Here is a 15,919-nt window from a genome sequence, read left to right on the forward strand (position 1 = left end):
TGTCCTTTCCCCTCATACAAAAACAACAGTGAGGCATCCCATGGAACAGGCTTCGACACGCTGGTACAGCCAGCTCTACGTTCAGGTACTGATCGGCATCGTCATCGGCGGTGCGGTCGGCTTCTTTCTTCCCGATATCGGCGCCAAGCTGCAACCCTTCGCCGACGGCTTCATCAAACTCATCAAGATGCTGCTGGCGCCGATCATTTTCGGCACAGTGGTGGTGGGCATCGCCAAGATGGGCAGCGTCAAGGAAGTGGGGCGCATCGGCGCCAAGGCGCTGATCTATTTCGAAATCCTCTCGACCCTGGCGCTGGTGATCGGCCTGGTGGTGGTCAACATTCTCAAGCCCGGCGTGGGCATGAACATCGACATCAACACCATCAACGGCAGCGCGATCACTGGCTACACCCAGGCTGCGGCGGCCCAGGGCGGGGTGGTCGAGTTCTTCATGAACATCATCCCCACCACGCTGTTCGACGCCTTTGCCAAGGGCGCGATGCTGCAGGTGATTCTGGTCTCGGTGCTGATGGGCGTGGCGCTGGTGCAGATCGGCGAGCCGGTCAAGCCGCTGGTCAACGTCATCGACATGCTGTTGCAAAGCCTGTTTCGGGTGGTGGCGATGGTCATGCGCCTTGCACCGCTGGGTGCGGGGGCCGGCATGGCGTGCACCATCGGCAAATACGGCATCGGCACGCTGCTGTCGCTGGGGCAACTGCTGGTGGCGCTGTATGCCACGACGCTGATCTTCATCGTGGTGATCCTGGGCGCCGTGGCGCGCTGGTCGGGGCTGCCGCTGATGCAGTTCCTGCGCTACTTCAAGGATGAGATCCTGGTCACCCTCGGTACCTGCTCCACCGAGGCGGTGCTGCCGCGCATGATGGTCAAGCTCGAGAAACTGGGCTGCGAAAAATCCGTGGTCGGCATGGTCCTGCCCACCGGTTACACCTTCAACTCGGACGGCACCTGCATCTACCTGACCATGGCGGCGATTTTCGTCGCCCAGGCCACCAACACCCCACTGACCCTGTGGGATCAACTGACGGTGCTGGGCGTGTTGCTGCTGACCTCCAAAGGCTCGGCGGGCGTGGCCGGGGCCGGCTTCGTGACGCTGGCAGCGACGCTGTCGGTGTTCCACGGTATCCCGATGATAGGCCTGGTGCTGTTGCTCGGCGTCGACCGCTTCCTCAACGAGGCGCGGGCCGTCACCAACCTGATCGGTAACGGCATCGGCACGATTGCCATCGCCAAGTGGGACGGCTCGTTCGACAAGGCCCAGGCGGCCCGTGAAATTGCCGCCATGAATGAAGGCTCGGCCAAGGGGGGCAAGCGCGTCGATTCAGTGGTCACTGCCCGCGTCGGAAAGTCGCAGGTGTAGGGCGCAAGGGCTGGCGGTCGGCGGGTGTCCGCTGCCCGCTACACAGCCGTGTTACAACTTGAAATGACCTGCGATGGTAGACTTGCGCCACTTCAAATGAGGAGCGACAGACGTGCGCAAGATGGCAATGATGGTGGCGGTGTTGATGCTGGCAGGCTGCGATGCTGGAAAACAAGCGCCGACGCCCAAGGTGTCAGCCGCTGATTCGGTCGCGGAAGCACCGACCCCGGCCTCGGATCAGTGGACCATTCGCGTTCACTTGAAAGAAGCCCTGAGCGACATGAGCTACTGGCTGGTCGAGCACCATTACCCCATGTATGTGGTCAAGGTCGATGGCAAGGAAGTGGTGATGATCGGCCCGTTCGACTCGAAGGACGCCGCTGAAAAATCCAAGACCGACATCGACGCCGCCCTGGTCAAGGGGCATCGCTTGTCGCAGCTGGAAGTGATCCCGCCCAAGCCGTAATCTTCCGCCGGGGATCATCGTCCGACCAATTACCGTTACTTGTCCCGCCAGTCGCCGTAACGTGTCCGGCCGGTCGCCGTAACTTGTAGGAGCGCGCTTGCCCGCGACCGCGATCTGACAGCGATGAATGTATCGACTGACACGACGCCTTCGCGGGCAAGCGCGCTCCTACAGGGATTGTCCGGGTCGTATCAACGACGGCCCAGCAACAGACCGACCACCAGGCCGAAGCCGGCCGAGATCGCCACGGTCTGCCATGGGTGGCCGCCGATGTAGGTTTCGGTGGCTTCGACCGCAGGCTTGGTGCGATCACGCACGCTGCCCACCGAATCCAGCGCCTGCTTGAGTTTCAGGCTCAACTGCGCACGCATGGTTTCTGCCTCTTCGCCGACCAGTGCGGCGCTGTCCTTGAGCAGTTTGTCGGACTCTTCGATCAGGGCCGCCAGTTCGCTGAATGCCTGATCCTTGATCTGTTCGGCGGCGGTCTGGGAAGCGGTTTTACGAGCCATGGCTATTTCCTTTCAGTTGAGAATGGCAGTGAGCAATGGAGTCCTGGCGCTTCGAAAAAGTTGCAGGGCATTTCAAGCCCGAGGAAAAAAGTGCGACGAATGAAGGCAAGCTTCTGTCCGCCCGGGTGTAAGATGCTGTCGCTTTTCGATCGTCAGTCAACGGCGAGCGAGCGTTCTGTTTTTGCACATCGAGGTAGACGTCATGAGTTTCAACCTGGCCAACAAGTCCCTTGCCGAGCGCGCAGAGATCGAGGACGAAAAGTCCCGTCTGTTCGAGCTGTGGCAGAGCAACCTGGGCAAGTCCAAGGGTGAAGCCGCCCGGCTGATGGGCGAGCGCAGCAAGCGCAAGGGCAAATGGTCGGAGTGGGTGCGGGCCGAGCTGGACGCCATGTCGCCGCCCGAGTACGCCAACATGGTGCGCGCCGAAGTGAACCGCCTGGTGGCCGCCGCCCGCGGCTGATTCAGAACAGCCCCTGTATCGCCTCGCGCACCTTGAGCACCGCCGAGTCCAGTTGGGTGGAGGTGCGCCAGCCCAGCTCGACAGGATAGCGCGGCATCGGCAGGGGGCATTCGAGCAGGGCCAGCCCGGCAATCTGCGCCACCGCTTGCGCGGCGTGTGACGGAATGGTCGAAATCGCGTCCGTGCCGTTGAGCAGGTAGGGCAAGGCCGCGAAATGGGTGGTCGAGGCGCAGACCGTGCGGCTCAGGCCCAGGCTCGACAGGCCTTCGTCGACCATGCCGATGAAGCCGCCCGACGACACCAGAATCTGCTCCCGGGCGATGAACTCCTCGAGGCTCAATGTGCGCTGGCCGGGCGCCAGGCTGGCCGGATCCGCCAGGCACAGATAGCCGCCTTCCCCCAGCACCCTGCGGCTGAGCAGCCGTTCGGCGAACCCTCCCGATGCCACCGCCAGGTCGATGCTGCGCTCCATCAATGCCGTGCCGACGATCTGGCTGTGGGTCTGGCGAAAGATCAGGCGCAACCCCGGCGCGCTGTGCCGCACCGACGCCATGAGGCGCCTGCCGAACGCGATCTCGAAATCATCCGACCAGCCCAACGCCACCGAGCGTCCTTCGAAATGACTGCCCTCGGGCTCGACCATCGCCAGGCTTTGCCGGCACTTGTTCAGCGCGTCAGAGACCACCGGCTTGAGCTGGTTGGCCCGCAGGGTCGGCGCCAGCCCACGGCCTGTGCGCACGAACAGTTGATCGTCGTACACCTCGCGCAGTCGGCGCAACGAGGCGCTGACCGCCGATTGCGTGACGCCCAGGCGCAATGCCGCGCGGCTGGCGCTGGCCTCATCGTGCAGGGCTTCGAAGACTTTAAGCAGATTGAGGTCGACGCTGGCGATATTCATGCTGCTCATATCATTCACAACTGGCGAGGGGTTTATTCATGTTGAGGGTGAGGCGGAGAATTGGCAACAGATCCCGCATTCACATCACAAGGAGTACCCCTTATGAGCAAGTCCATCGTTGCTGCGTTGCAGATCGGCGCCTTACCCGGCGGCAAGGCCGAGACCCTGGCGCAGATCCTGTCTTACGAGTCGGCCATTCGCGAGGCGGGCGCCAGTGTTGTGGTGATGCCCGAAGCCTTGCTCGGCGGCTACCCCAAGGGCGAGACGTTCGGCACTCAACTGGGTTATCGCCTGCCTGAAGGGCGCGATGCCTTTGCCCGCTATTTTGAAAACGCAATCGATGTGCCGGGTGCCGAAACCGACGCCCTCGGCGAGCTGTCGGCGCGTACCGGAGCCAGCTTGGTAATCGGTGTGATCGAGCGTTCAGGCAGCAGCCTGTTCTGCACCGTGCTGTTCTTCGAGCCGGACGGCGGGCTGGTCGCCAAGCACCGCAAGCTGATGCCCACCGGCACCGAGCGGCTGATCTGGGGCAAGGGTGACGGTTCGACCTTGCCGGTCATCGACGCAAAGGCCGGGCGGATCGGCGCTGCCGTCTGCTGGGAAAACCAGATGCCCCTGCTGCGCACGGCGATGTACGCCAAGGGCGTGCAGATCTGGTGTGCGCCGACGGTGGACGAGCGGGAGATGTGGCAGTGCACCATGCGCCACATTGCCCAGGAAGGCCGGGTGTTTCTGATCAGCGCCTGCCAGGTTCAGGACTCGCCGCAGGCGCTGGGCCTCGACGTTGCCAACTGGCCTGCCGAACGTCCGCTGATTAATGGTGGCAGTGTGATCGTCAGCCCCATGGGCGAGGTGCTGGCAGGGCCGCTGGTGGGCGAGCGCGGCCTGCTGACCGCCGAGATCGACACCGACGAACTGGTGCGCGCCCGCTACGATTTCGACGTGGTCGGCCACTACGCGCGGCCGGATGTGTTCGAGTTGGTGGTGGATGAACGGGCCAAGCCCGGGGTGCGGTTCGTCAAGGACTGACAACCCCTTCAAGTCACCCCGACCCCGTAGGAGTGAGCTTGCTCGCGATGGCGGTTTGCTTGTGCCGCCAGCGTTGACTGACACAACGCTATCGCGAGCAAGCTCACTCCTACATAGGATTGTGGCGTCCAGTCGCGCCGATCACCACTCCCCACTCGCCGGCTGCGGCAAACTCAGGGTTCCGCTATCGTAGAAACGCATGGTGCCAAACAACCCGCCCGCGAGCTTGCCGTGCAGTTCATAGGGCAGGTTGTCCAGGCTCTGGCGTTCTGTCAGCCCGACTGCCTGACGCAACGCGGCAAACGCCGACACCGTCACCGGCACCGTAAGAACACCCTCGGAAAAACGCCCGATGGTGCCTTTCTGGTCGCTAACGCCGGAGGCCAGCAGCTTGCCGTTGACGTCCAGGTTCAGTGCCACGCCGTCGTACTGGATGTCCACGTCGTTGGGGTTCTGCAGGCGCAGTTTCACGGCGAAGCGCACTTCCAGGTCCTGCCCTTGCAGCGGCTCGATGCCCACCACGTTGATGTTCAACGGATCGCGATTGGGAAAAAGCGCACAGGCGCTCAGGGCCAGCAGCAGCACACAGGTACACAGGGTGCGGAAGGGGTGTCGCGGCATTGACGGCGCTCCGGTTACCAAGGCATGGCAGAGGCGCGATTGCGCCCCTGCCGTTGAGCCTAGCGGTTCAACTCTGCGACCGCGCGCGCCGACAGAGGTTCGCCGTCGCCCGGCTGTTGCGGGTCTTGCAGGACCTTGACGGTGGAAGCCTCGGGGTCGAACTCGGTGACTTCCTCTTCATCCTGGTATTCCTCGGGCAGGAAGATATTGAGGATGATCGCGCAGAAGGCGCCCACCGTGATGGGCGATTCGAAGATGTTGTGCAGCGCCTTGGGCAGTTCGCGCAATACCTCAGGCACCGCCGCCACGCCCAGGCCCATCCCCAAAGAGATCGCCACGATCAGCATGTTGCGCCGATGCAGACCGGCCTCGGAAAGGATCTTGATCCCCGCCACGGCCACGGTGCCGAACATGATCAGCGTGGCGCCGCCCAGTACCGGTTTGGGCATCAATTGCAGCACCGCGCCGATGATTGGGAACAGCCCCAGCAACACCAGGATGCCGGCAATGAAGAACGCCACGTAGCGGCTGGCCACGCCCGTGAGCTGAATCACCCCGTTGTTCTGGGCGAAGGTCACCATCGGCAGGCTGTTGAAGGTGGCGGCCATCGCCGAGTTGAGGCCGTCGGCCAGCAAGCCCGATTTGATCCGGCGGATATACACCGGGCCGCTCACCGGCTGTTGGGAAATCATCGAGTTGGCTGTCAGGTCGCCCGCAGCTTCCAGCGGCGAGACCAGGAAAATCACCGCAATCGGAATGAAGGCCAGCAGATCGAACGAGAAACCGTACTTGAACGGCACCGGAATGCTCATCACCGGCACATTCGGCATCTTGGCGAAATCCACCCGGCCCAGATACCAGGCCACGAAGAAGCCCAAAGTCAGGCCGATGATGATCGCCGAGAGGCGCAGCAACGGAATATTGAAACGATTGAGGATCACGATGGTAGCCAGTACCAGGCCGGCCAGCCCCAGGTTGGTGGCCGAGCCCAGGTCGGTGGCGCCGAAGCCGCCGGCCATGTCAGTCATCGCCACCTTGAGCAGCGACAGGCCCATCAGGGTGATGATGGTGCCGGTCACCACCGGGGTAATCAGCTTGCGCAGCTTGCCGATGAACTGACTCAGGGCGACTTCGATGAACGCCGCGCAGAAGCACACGCCGAAGATGGTCGAGAGGATTTCCTCGGTGCCGCCGCCGCGGCTCTTGACCAAGAATCCGGCGCTGAGGATCACGCTCAGAAACGAAAAGCTGGTGCCTTGCAGACACAACAGCCCCGAGCCGATGGGGCCGAAACGCTTGGCCTGGACGAAGGTGCCCAGGCCTGAGACGAACAGCGCCATGCTGATGAGGTAGGGCACTTCACTGTCCAGCCCCAGAACGCTGCCGACGATCAGGGTAGGGGTGATGATGCCGACGAAGGACGCGAGAACATGTTGCAGCGCGGCGAAGATCGCCGCCGTGAAGTGCGGTCGGTCGTTGAGGCCGTAGATCAGGTCTGTCTTACGGGACGCAGGGTGCGTCGGGGGCGTGCTGTGAGCTGTGGTCATGGTTAGCCTGCCTGTTGTTTTTATTCGGTCGTGGGCTTTGCAGTTGACGCTGGCCTGGCCTGTATACAAAAGCTGTCTACTGGGTCAGGTTTTGCGACTCTACAACATGTCGACACATTGAAAAACAATTCATTTGCAGATTGTGTGCAAAAAGATGCCATGAGCGAGAAGCAGGGCCGTAGGAAAAGGCCGCGCAGAATGCCAGAAAATGCTTCGCGGGTCTGCGATACCCGCTTATTCTGTCGCACTGAACCTGAGCCGCACTCGGGCGTCCAACCTGACGCACGGTTTCGGGCCGCGTCCGCATTCAGACTCTACAAGGAGGTTTCAAACGGGGTGTATCGATCTTGATGAGCACTGTAGAGCCATTTCCATTGACAGACCTGCAAATCGCGCTGATTTCCCGGGCGCTGGCGGACAGCAGGCGCTATCAGATTCTGCTGCAGATCAGCGCGTCCACGGAGCCGGTGCCCTGCGCCGAACTGCTCAAGGTGCACCCGGTCAGCGCCGCCACGGTGTCCCACCACACCAAGGAGCTGGAGCGAGCCGGGCTGATCAACACTCTGCGCGAAGGCAAGTACGCCCGGTTCGCCATGCAACGCGACGTGTTGCGCGCCTATGCGCAGCAGTTGATGCAGTTCTGCTGAGGTTCTGCCGAGACGAGCTGGTCAGTCATCATATAAAGGTCCTTGACCGTTATCGGCATACGCCAGTAAATTGCCCGGCCTACGCTTTTTCTTCCTTCTCCTGCCTGCGACAGGCGCATTCGGAGCTTCTTTATGTACCCAGACGTTCAGCTGTACATCGACGGCCAATGGCGCGCCAGTGAAGATGGCCGCACCATCGCCGTGCTCAACCCGGCCACCGGCGAAACCCTGGGCACCGTGGCCCATGCCTCCGTTGCCGACCTGGACCAGGCGCTGGCCGCCGCCGAGCGCGGTTTCGAAACCTGGCGCAGCACCCCGGCCTACGATCGCTACAAGATCATGCAAAAAGCCGCCAACCTGCTGCGTGAACGCGCCGACCAGATCGCTCGCATCATGACGCAGGAGCAGGGCAAGCCACTGGCCGAAGCGCGCATGGAAACCCTGTCCGCCGCCGACATCGTCGACTGGCTGGCCGAAGAGGGCCGTCGCGCCTATGGCCGCCTGGTGCCCTCGCGCAATGTTTCGGTCGAGCAGAAAGTCATCAAGGAGCCGGTAGGTCCAGTGGCTGCCTTCACGCCTTGGAACTTCCCGATCAACCAGGTGGTGCGCAAGCTGTCGTCGGCACTGGCCGCCGGTTGCTCGATCATCGTCAAGGCCCCGGAAGAAACCCCGGCGTCCCCTGCAGAGCTGATCCGCGCGTTCATCGATGCGGGCGTTCCGGCCGGTGTGATCGGCCTGGTGTTTGGCGACCCGGCGCAGATTTCCAGCTACCTGATCGCCCATCCGACCATCAAGAAAGTGACCTTCACCGGCTCCACCCCGGTGGGCAAGCAACTGGCCGCGCTGGCCGGTCAGCACATGAAGCGCGCCACCATGGAACTGGGTGGTCATGCGCCGGCGCTGGTGTTCGACGACGCTGACATCGACCTGGCCGCCCGCACTCTGGCAGGCGCCAAGTTCCGTAACGCAGGCCAGGTGTGCGTCTCGCCGACCCGTATCCTGGTTCAACGTGGCGTGTATGAGCGGTTCGTCGAGCAGTTCGTCGGTCTGGCCCGTGAAGTGAACGTGGGCAACGGCCTGGAGCAGGGCGTGACCATGGGCCCGCTGGCCAACGAGCGTCGTGCTCCGGCACTGGCGGCATTGGTCAAGGACGCCTGTGAGAAGGGCGCGAAGCTGGAAACCGGTGGCAAGGCGATCGACGGCCCTGGCTACTTCTTCGAACCGACCGTGCTCAGTGGCCTGACCACCGACATGCGCGCCATGAGCGAAGAACCTTTTGGCCCGCTGGCGCTGATCGTGCCGTTCGACACGGTCGAAGACGCGGTCAAGGAATCCAACCGCGTGCCGTTTGGCCTGGCCTCTTATGCGTTCACCACCTCGATGAAAACCGCGCACATCCTCAGCACGCGCATCGAAGCGGGCATGCTGTCGATCAACCACCAGGGCATTGGCCTTGTCGAAGTGCCGTTCGGCGGGATCAAGGATTCCGGCTACGGCTCCGAAGGCGGCACCGAGGCCATCGAGGCGTACCTGAACACCAAGCTGGTGACGGTGTTCAACCTCTAAGCATGTCGATGCGCCAATCCTTGTAGGAGCGCGCTTGCCCGCGACCGCGGTGTGTCAAATCCGGATGTGTGAATGACACACCGGGGTCGTCCGAATGCGGCCCAGAGCAAGCGCGCTCCTACAGTTCCTGCGCCGAGCCTCTCTTCTCGCGTTTCATCTGCATCACCAGGGTAAACCGGTCATCGGGATACACCGTCTCCGACACGGCAATCAAACCACCCTGATCGTCGCGGTACTGGCGGATAATGTTCAGCCCCAGTGAACCCGCCGCCGCATTCAAACGGGTCGCCAGGTCGGCATTCAACTGCACCGGCCGCACCTGCTGATCCACCGCATCGATCCGCCGCCCGAACTCCCGCTCGATCAACGCCGCGATCAACTCGCCTGGGCACTCCTGGGCCAGAGGAATCACGCTGGCATAGACCTCATCGGCGTACACATCCGTCCAGCACAACGGCGCGTGACGCTGGCCGACATCGACCTTGATGCTCGACATACAAAAGCAGTGCGAACCCGGCTCCAGCCCCAGACGCCGGGCCTGGGCGATGTCCGCCACGAAGTGCTCGACCTGCTGCACATCGCGGATATGGGTTTCGGCCACATGCACCAGATCCGCCACCGACGCCAGCGACTGCGAATAACCCCCACTGGGCGTCGCCGCTTCGACACGGGTGCCGACGCGCTTGCGGCGCGACACCATGCCCTGGTTCTGCAACTGGGTGATGGCCGCGCGCACGGTGTGGCGGCTGACCTCGTACAGCTCGCACAGCTCGAATTCCGTCGGCAGCAGTGAACCCACCGGATAGCGGCCGTTACTGATGCCTTCCATCAAGTCCCTGGCGACCACGGCGTAACGCGTTTGATTGATGCCTTCCATCGAGCTCTCCCAACGACGAGTTGACAGTGTATCAGGGCAGGGGGTAATAATTATGTACGGACATAATAAATATGTACGGCCAATAACAACATTTGGGACCCTCTCCATGTCCACTACCGTTTTTGATTCCGCCCTGTTCCGCGACATGTTCGGCACCGCCGAGATGCGTGAAGTGTTCTCCGACAAGGCGCTGATCGAGCGCTATATCGAAGTCGAAGTAGCGCTGGCCCGCGCCGAAGCCCGCTGCGGCGTGATCCCTGCCGAGGCCGCTGAACAGATCGCTGCCAGATCCACCTTCGAATCCCTTGACCTTGCGCTGATGCAGCACGAGACCGAGATCGTCGGTTACCCGATCCTGCCGCTGGTGGAGCAACTGTCGAAAACCTGCGGTGAGGCCGGGCGCTACGTGCACTGGGGCGCCACCACCCAGGACATCATGGACACTGCGGTCGTGTTGCAGGTCCGTGCCGCTCTGGCGCTGGTCGAGCGTGACATTCAGGCCGTGCGTGGCCTGCTGGCCGGTCTTGCGCAGAAGTACCGCGACACGCCGATGGCGGGCCGTACCCATCTGCAGCACGCCTTGCCGATCACCTTCGGCTACAAGTGCGCGGTGTGGCTGAGCATGTTCGACCGCCATGCCGAGCGTCTGGTGGAGCTGCGTCCGCGGGTGGAAGTGGGGCAATTCGCCGGCGCGGCGGGCACTCTGGCCTCCCTGGGCGACAAAGGGCTGGAAGTGCAGGAAGCGCTGATGGACGAACTGGGCCTGGGCGTGCCGCAGGCGACCTGGCACGTGGCCCGCGACGGCCTGGCCGAAACCCTGAACTTCCTCGGCCTGGTCACCGCATCCCTGGGCAAGGTGGCGCTGGACGTCATGATGATGATGACCAGCGAGCTGGGCGAGGCCTACGAGCCGTTCGTCAAGGGCCGTGGCGCCAGCAGCACCATGCCGCAGAAGCGCAACCCGATCTCCTGCGAGCTGATGTACGCGGCAGCCAAGGGCGTGCGCCAGCAGGCGGGGCTGATGCTCGATGCGATGATTCAGGATTTCGAGCGCTCCACCGGGCCCTGGCAGGCGGAATGGATTGCCATCCCTGAAGCTTTCGCCCTGAGCGCCGCCTCTCTGGGCCAGGCGAAGTTCATGCTGGCCGGCCTTGAAGTGCGCCCGGAGCGCATGCTCAAGAACCTCAACATGACTCAAGGTCTGATCGTCGCTGAAGCGGTGATGATGGGCCTGGCGCCGGCCTTGGGGCGCCAGTTGGCCCACGATGTGGTGTACGCCGCCTGCCGCGTGGCCAATGACGAAAACATCAGCCTGCTCGATGCGCTGGTGGCCCAGGGCGCAGTCACCGAGCGCCTGGACCTGGCCGAGCTGCAACGCCTGACCGACCCCTGCAATTACCTGGGCCTGGCGCCGCAGATGGTCGATCGCGCGCTGGCCCGTGAAGGTTCGGTCAAGCGCTGACCGGTTGAACCGGGCCTGCCAGGTTGCAGGCCCGGTGTTTCGCTATCTGTGCCCGATAAAAACAATGAGAGCGCCAACATGTCTTCTACCGGTAAAAAACCGTTCTACCGCGACCTGACGTTCCAGGTCGTCGCGGCCATGGTCCTGGGCATCGCCTTTGGCTTTATCGCCCCGGAAACGGCGGCCAGCTTCAAGATTCTCGGTGACATCTTTCTCAAGCTGATCAAGACCGCCGTCGCGCCCCTGGTGTTCTTCACCGTGGTGCACGGCATCGCGTCGGCGGGGGACATCAAGCGGGTGGGCAAGGTCGGCCTGCGTGCGCTGATCTACTTCGAAGTGCTGTCCACGGTGGCGCTGGCCATCGGCCTGATCTGGGGCAACCTGCTGAACATCGGCTCGGGCATGCACGACGCCCATCCGAGCAGTGCGACCGCTGCCGCAGCCAGTGCCGCCGTCGCCAAGGGCCATGGCCCGGCATCGACCATGGATTTCATCTACGGCATCTTTCCGGACAACTTCGTCGGCGCGTTCGCCGGTGGCCAGTTGTTGCAGGTGCTGGTGATCTCCGTGCTGTTCGGCTTCGCGCTGCTGGCGCTCAAGCCCGAGCGTCGTGAAGTGATCGAGGACGGCCTGACGCGCATCTCCGAGTGCTTCTTCGAGTTCATCAACCTGATCATGAAGTTCGCCCCATTGGGTGCCTTTGGTTCGGTGGCTTACGCGGTGGGCAGCAACGGCACGGCGGTGCTGATGTCGCTGGCCAACCTGGTGCTGATGTTCTACGTGGCGATCTTTTTCTTCATCTTCGTGATTCTCGGCGCGGTGTGCCGGTTGTCCGGCTTCAGCCTGTGGCGCTTTTTGCATTACATCAAGGATGAAATCTTCATCGTGTTGGGCACCGCGTCCTCGGAAAGCGCTTTGCCGCGCCTGCTGCAGAAACTGGAGAAATTCGGCTGCTCCAAACAGAGTGTTGGCCTGGTGCTGCCCACCGGGTATGCGTTCAACCTGGACGGCACCTCCATCTACATGTCCCTGTGCGTGCTGTTCATTGCCAATGCCTATGGCGTGCCCTTGAGCTGGGAACATCAACTGGGGATCATCGCGATCATGCTGGTCACCTCCAAAGGCGCGGCGGCGGTGTCTGGCGGCAGTTTCGTGGTGTTCGCCGCCACCGTCACGGCGGTCGGCGTGCTGCCTGCCGAAGGGCTGGCGCTGCTGTTTGGGGTGTATCGCTTCATGTCCATGGCGATTGCCACCTGCAACACCATCGGCAACAGCGTCGCCACCGTCGTCGTGGCCAAGTGGGCCGGGGAGTTCTCCGAGCAGACCGCCCGTGAGGAATACCGGCGTGAACTGGGCCGTGCGCCGGGGGCTGCGCTATGACCGGCACGCGGATCGAAAACGATGCGTTCGGCCCGGTGACGATCCCGGCCAATCGCTACTGGGGTGCGCAGACTCAGCGTGCCCTTGAGGTGTTCGGCAACCACGGAGAGCGTTTCGCCCCGGCGTTGATTCATGCCTTCGGCTTGCAGAAGATCGCCGCCGTGCGAGCGAATCAGCGCGTCGGCGCGTTGCCTCACGAGATGGCGCAGGTTATTGAGCAGGCGGCGCAACGGGTGGCGGCAGGGGAGTTCGATGAGCATTTCCCGCTGACGGTCTGGCAGACCGGCTCCGGCACCCAGACCAACATGAACGCCAACGAGGTGATCGCCAACCTGGCCAATCTGACGCTGGGCGGCGAGCTGGGCAGTAAACACCCGGTGCACCCCAACGATCACGTCAACCGTTCGCAGTCGTCCAACGACAGCTTTCCCACGGTGATGCACCTCTCAGCCACTTTGCAGTTGCGCGACGCTCTCTTGCCCGCCTTAAGCGAGTTGCGCGATGCACTGGCGGAAAAGGCTCAAGCCTGGGCCGGCGTGTTGAAGATCGGTCGGACCCACATGATGGACGCGGTGCCGATGACCCAGGGCCAGGCTTTCGATGCCTTCGCCCGGCAGATCGGCCATGGCATCGACCGTCTCCAGGGCTGCCTGCCGCGCTTGCGCGTATTGCCCCAGGGCGGCACGGCGGTGGGCAGCGGGCTGAATGCGCCAGCGGGGTTCGATCAGGCGTTCTGCGAGGAATTGAGCCGAATCACCGATGAGCCGTTCAGCCCTAACCCGAGCAAGTTCGAGGGCATGGGCACCCATGATGCGCTGGTGGAGGTCTCGGGGGCGCTCAATGTACTGGCCGTGTCCCTGAGCAAGATCGGCAATGACATCCGCCTGCTGGGCTCGGGTCCGCGTTGCGGTTTGGGGGAGCTTCTGTTGCCGGACGACGGGCTGACCTCATCGATCATGCCCGGCAAACGCAACCCCACTATCGCCGAAGTGCTGGTGCAGGCAGCCATGCAGGTCATGGGTAATCACACCACCATCACGGTGGCGGGGGCGTCCAGTGCCTTCGAGCTGAACGTGGCCAAGCCGGTGCTGATTCACAACCTGTTGCAGTCGATTGGCGTGCTCGCCCATTGCGTCGGGATCTTTACCGACAAACTGGTCAAGGGGCTGGAAGTCAATCATCGGCAACTGGCGGCCAACCTGGAAAACGCATTGCTGATGGCCACCGTGCTCAACCCGCTGCTGGGCTACGACCGCGTCGCGCAGATCACCCGCAAGGCTGCAGAAGAAAACATCTCGCCCAAGGCCGCAGCGGTGGCGCTGGGGTTCATCACAGCCGAGGAATATGAGCGGCAGGTGAGGCCGGAGTTGATGGTGGGGCCGCTGGCACTCTGATCACGTAGCAGCACGGCTTGCCGGCGGGGGCGTCCGTGAGATCGCTCCCGCCGGCAAGCCGTGCTGCTACGGTGTGTGTTGGCCTCGCGAATGAACTCCTGCCACGCCCCTGAACTCTCAACCCAGAGACCACCGGGGCAGGGATCGGGCATGAATAACACCGGCACGCTGTTCGAAACCGATCTGCCTGCGCGGCTGGACCGGTTGCCGTGGGGGCGGTTTCATACGTTGCTGGTGTTTGCGCTGGGCATCACTTGGCTGCTCGACGGCCTTGAGGTGACCCTGGCCGGGTCGGTGTCCGGGGCGTTGAAGGAAAGTCCGGTGCTGCACCTGAGCAATGCCGACATTGGCCTGGCCGGTGGCGCGTACATCTGTGGCGCGGTGTTGGGGGCGTTGTTTTTCGGTTGGCTGACTGACCGGCTCGGGCGGCGCAAACTGTTCTTCATCACTCTGGCGCTGTACATCAGCGCGACGGCCGCCACGGCGTTTTCCTTCAGTCTGTGGAGCTTCATGCTGTTTCGCTTCCTCACCGGCATGGGCATCGGTGGCGAATACACGGCGATCAATTCCACCATCCAGGAATTCACCCCGGCGCGCTTTCGTGGCTGGGTCGACCTGACCATCAATGGCACCTTCTGGATCGGCGCAGCGCTGGGGGCCGGTGGTTCAATTCTGTTGCTCGATGCGAACGTGGTGGGGGGCGATCTGGGGTGGCGCTTGTGTTTCGGCATCGGTGCGGTGCTCGGGCTGGTGATTCTGCTGATGCGTCTGTGGCTGCCGGAAAGCCCGCGCTGGCTGCTGATCCATGGCCAGGCCGAGGAGGCGAGGACGATCGTCGAGGGCATCGAGCAGCGCTTGCGCGAGCAGGGCCACGTGCTCAAGAATCCCGAAGGCCCGCCATTGCGCCTGCATGCCCGGGACCACACGCCGCTCGGTGAAATCTTCGACACCCTGTTCAACGCCTATCGGCAACGGGCGCTGGTGGGCATGACGCTGCTTACTGCCCAGGCGTTCTTCTATAACGCGATCTTCTTCACCTACGCGCTGGTATTGACCGAGTTCTATGGTGTGCCGTCGGCCTCCATCGGCTGGTACGTGCTGCCGCTGGCACTGGGTAATTTCTGCGGGCCGCTGTTGCTGGGGCGGCTGTTCGATGTGGTGGGGCGGCGGGTGATGATCAGCCTGACCTATGCGGTGTCAGCGGTGCTGCTGAGTATCAGCGGTTATCTGTTCGAGCAGGGCCTGTTGACGGTCACCCAGCAGGCCATCGCCTGGATGGTCATTTTCTTCTTCGCTTCGGCGGCGGCCAGTTCGGCCTATCTCACGGTGGCCGAAACCTTCCCGCTGGAAATTCGCGCATTGGCGATTGCGGTGTTTTACGCCTTCGGCACGGCGTTGGGCGGGATCGTCGGGCCAACCCTGTTTGGCGAGTTGATCGACAGCCACCAGCGCGGGCCAGTGTTCATCGGCTACCTGATCGGCGCGGCGTTGATGTTGCTGGCAGCGGCGGTGCAGGCGATCTGGGGCGCGGCGTCGGAGCGCAAGTCCCTGGAGCAGGTGGCCCGGCCGTTGTCGCAGGCCAGGGATTAGCCGGCCTCTGCCGGTAGGCGTAGGAGCGCGCTTGCCCGCGATGGCGTCGTGTCAGCCGCCGTCAATGTCACAGGCCTGACGCCATCGCGGGCAAG

15 protein-coding genes are annotated in these 15,919 nt (G+C 63.0%); 10 read left to right on the plus strand and 5 right to left on the minus strand.

Going from position 1 to position 15,919, the window contains the following annotated elements:
• Window positions 1–40 precede the first annotated feature (40 nt).
• Entirely contained in the window at window positions 41–1,378 is a 1,338-nt protein-coding gene (dctA, locus tag ACIPO9_RS10210; RefSeq protein ID WP_400780629.1) for a C4-dicarboxylate transporter DctA, read from the plus strand.
• A 112-nt stretch (window positions 1,379–1,490) separates the two neighbouring features.
• On the plus strand, window positions 1,491–1,844 hold the full coding sequence (locus ACIPO9_RS10215; RefSeq protein ID WP_400780631.1) for a hypothetical protein: 354 nt from the start codon (window positions 1,491–1,493) through the stop codon (window positions 1,842–1,844).
• A gap of 191 nt (window positions 1,845–2,035) precedes the next feature.
• On the opposite strand, the gene ACIPO9_RS10220 is transcribed toward ACIPO9_RS10215, so the two are convergent.
• A complete protein-coding gene (locus tag ACIPO9_RS10220) occupies window positions 2,036–2,353 on the minus strand; it encodes a YqjD family protein (protein WP_274133292.1) in 318 nt (105 codons plus the stop codon).
• Between the two features lie 202 nt (window positions 2,354–2,555).
• On the opposite strand from ACIPO9_RS10220, the gene ACIPO9_RS10225 reads away from it, so the two are divergent.
• Window positions 2,556–2,813: a hypothetical protein gene (locus tag ACIPO9_RS10225; protein WP_400610369.1), complete on the plus strand. Its 258-nt coding sequence runs from the start codon at window positions 2,556–2,558 to the stop codon at window positions 2,811–2,813.
• A gap of 1 nt (window position 2,814) precedes the next feature.
• Here ACIPO9_RS10225 and ACIPO9_RS10230 read toward each other — a convergent pair whose 3' ends face one another.
• Window positions 2,815–3,720 carry a LysR family transcriptional regulator gene (locus ACIPO9_RS10230; RefSeq protein ID WP_400780634.1) on the minus strand — a complete coding sequence of 302 codons (906 nt, stop codon included), beginning with the start codon at window positions 3,718–3,720 and terminating at the stop codon, window positions 2,815–2,817.
• A gap of 93 nt (window positions 3,721–3,813) precedes the next feature.
• On the opposite strand from ACIPO9_RS10230, the gene ACIPO9_RS10235 reads away from it, so the two are divergent.
• Window positions 3,814–4,740 carry a carbon-nitrogen hydrolase family protein gene (locus tag ACIPO9_RS10235; RefSeq protein ID WP_400780636.1) on the plus strand — a complete coding sequence of 309 codons (927 nt, stop codon included), beginning with the start codon at window positions 3,814–3,816 and terminating at the stop codon, window positions 4,738–4,740.
• A gap of 141 nt (window positions 4,741–4,881) precedes the next feature.
• Here ACIPO9_RS10235 and ACIPO9_RS10240 read toward each other — a convergent pair whose 3' ends face one another.
• Entirely contained in the window at window positions 4,882–5,361 is a 480-nt protein-coding gene (locus ACIPO9_RS10240; RefSeq protein WP_274133285.1) for an LEA type 2 family protein, read from the minus strand.
• A gap of 59 nt (window positions 5,362–5,420) precedes the next feature.
• Window positions 5,421–6,908 carry a nucleobase:cation symporter-2 family protein gene (locus ACIPO9_RS10245; RefSeq protein WP_400780638.1) on the minus strand — a complete coding sequence of 496 codons (1,488 nt, stop codon included), beginning with the start codon at window positions 6,906–6,908 and terminating at the stop codon, window positions 5,421–5,423.
• Between the two features lie 374 nt (window positions 6,909–7,282).
• On the opposite strand from ACIPO9_RS10245, the gene ACIPO9_RS10250 reads away from it, so the two are divergent.
• Entirely contained in the window at window positions 7,283–7,555 is a 273-nt protein-coding gene (locus tag ACIPO9_RS10250) for a helix-turn-helix transcriptional regulator (protein ID WP_274133283.1), read from the plus strand.
• Between the two features lie 132 nt (window positions 7,556–7,687).
• Window positions 7,688–9,121, plus strand: a complete 1,434-nt coding sequence (locus ACIPO9_RS10255; RefSeq protein ID WP_400610359.1) for an NAD-dependent succinate-semialdehyde dehydrogenase — start codon at window positions 7,688–7,690, stop codon at window positions 9,119–9,121.
• A 118-nt stretch (window positions 9,122–9,239) separates the two neighbouring features.
• Here the strand turns inward: ACIPO9_RS10255 and ACIPO9_RS10260 are convergent, their stop codons facing one another.
• Window positions 9,240–9,989, minus strand: a complete 750-nt coding sequence (locus ACIPO9_RS10260) for a GntR family transcriptional regulator (protein WP_400781059.1) — start codon at window positions 9,987–9,989, stop codon at window positions 9,240–9,242.
• 115 nt (window positions 9,990–10,104) lie between these two features.
• On the opposite strand from ACIPO9_RS10260, the gene ACIPO9_RS10265 reads away from it, so the two are divergent.
• From ACIPO9_RS10265 to ACIPO9_RS10280, 4 genes are all read left to right on the plus strand, one after another.
• Window positions 10,105–11,460, plus strand: a complete 1,356-nt coding sequence (locus ACIPO9_RS10265) for an adenylosuccinate lyase family protein (RefSeq protein WP_274136580.1) — start codon at window positions 10,105–10,107, stop codon at window positions 11,458–11,460.
• A 78-nt stretch (window positions 11,461–11,538) separates the two neighbouring features.
• Complete coding sequence (dctA, locus tag ACIPO9_RS10270; protein ID WP_274136579.1) at window positions 11,539–12,840, plus strand: C4-dicarboxylate transporter DctA; 1,302 nt, start codon at window positions 11,539–11,541, stop codon at window positions 12,838–12,840.
• The gene (locus tag ACIPO9_RS10275; RefSeq protein ID WP_400780642.1) at window positions 12,837–14,234 is read left to right on the plus strand and encodes a class II fumarate hydratase; all 1,398 of its coding nucleotides are present in this window, start codon (window positions 12,837–12,839) and stop codon (window positions 14,232–14,234) included. Before dctA (ACIPO9_RS10270) ends, ACIPO9_RS10275 begins: the two co-directional genes overlap by 4 nt.
• A gap of 150 nt (window positions 14,235–14,384) precedes the next feature.
• Window positions 14,385–15,824 carry an MFS transporter gene (locus tag ACIPO9_RS10280; protein WP_400780644.1) on the plus strand — a complete coding sequence of 480 codons (1,440 nt, stop codon included), beginning with the start codon at window positions 14,385–14,387 and terminating at the stop codon, window positions 15,822–15,824.
• The last annotated feature ends 95 nt before the right edge of the window (window positions 15,825–15,919 follow it).

The organism is Pseudomonas sp. NPDC090203 (genome assembly GCF_044746765.1).
Classification (GTDB): Bacteria; Pseudomonadota; Gammaproteobacteria; order Pseudomonadales; family Pseudomonadaceae; genus Aquipseudomonas; species Aquipseudomonas putida_AD.